This window comes from Anatilimnocola floriformis, from assembly GCF_024256385.1.
GTDB lineage: Bacteria > Planctomycetota > Planctomycetia > Pirellulales > Pirellulaceae > Anatilimnocola > Anatilimnocola floriformis.
This window is the reverse complement of record NZ_JAMLFW010000010.1, coordinates 1-481: the sequence shown is the minus strand read 5'-3', so window position 1 is coordinate 481 and position 481 is coordinate 1. Positions and strand designations below refer to the sequence as shown.

General features: G+C 63.4%; 1 protein-coding gene. It reads right to left on the bottom strand.

Features of this window, described 5'->3' with window-relative positions; translation table 11 throughout:
• A partial coding sequence (locus tag M9Q49_RS35265) for a hypothetical protein (protein WP_254514058.1) occupies nucleotides 1–481 on the bottom strand: 481 nt, incomplete at both ends.

The window sequence follows — 481 nt, the reverse complement described above, 5'->3', positions numbered from 1 at the left end:
ACCGCGCACGCTGTCGGCAACCGTGAGTCCCGCGTTGCCAGAGCCGGTGCCGACGATGCCCGGCGCGGTCGCGCCGAACACATCGTTGCCGTCGCCGGCGTTCGGATTCCCCGGCGCGTCGCCATAGAGCGCGATCGTCGAAACACTGCTCGCCGTCGCGGTCGGCGTCGGTCCGGTGCCACCTTGTTGATCGGAAGTGAACAGCAGGAACTGATCGGCGCCGAGCCAACCACTGAGCGAAACAATCGACAGATCGTGCGCCGGATTCGTGTTCACGAACTGCGCGTCGATCGTGTCGTTGCCGGTCGTACCCGTGTAATTCAGCGTGTCGATGTTGCGGAAGATCACGTCATCGCCCGTCGCGGCGTTCACACCTTCGACGCGATAATCGGCACTCGCGGTTGGGTTCACCGCGTTGATCAGCACCGTGTCGCCGGTGCTATCTGCAGTATCGATGATCGTCAGCGTGTCGTTGTTCGCG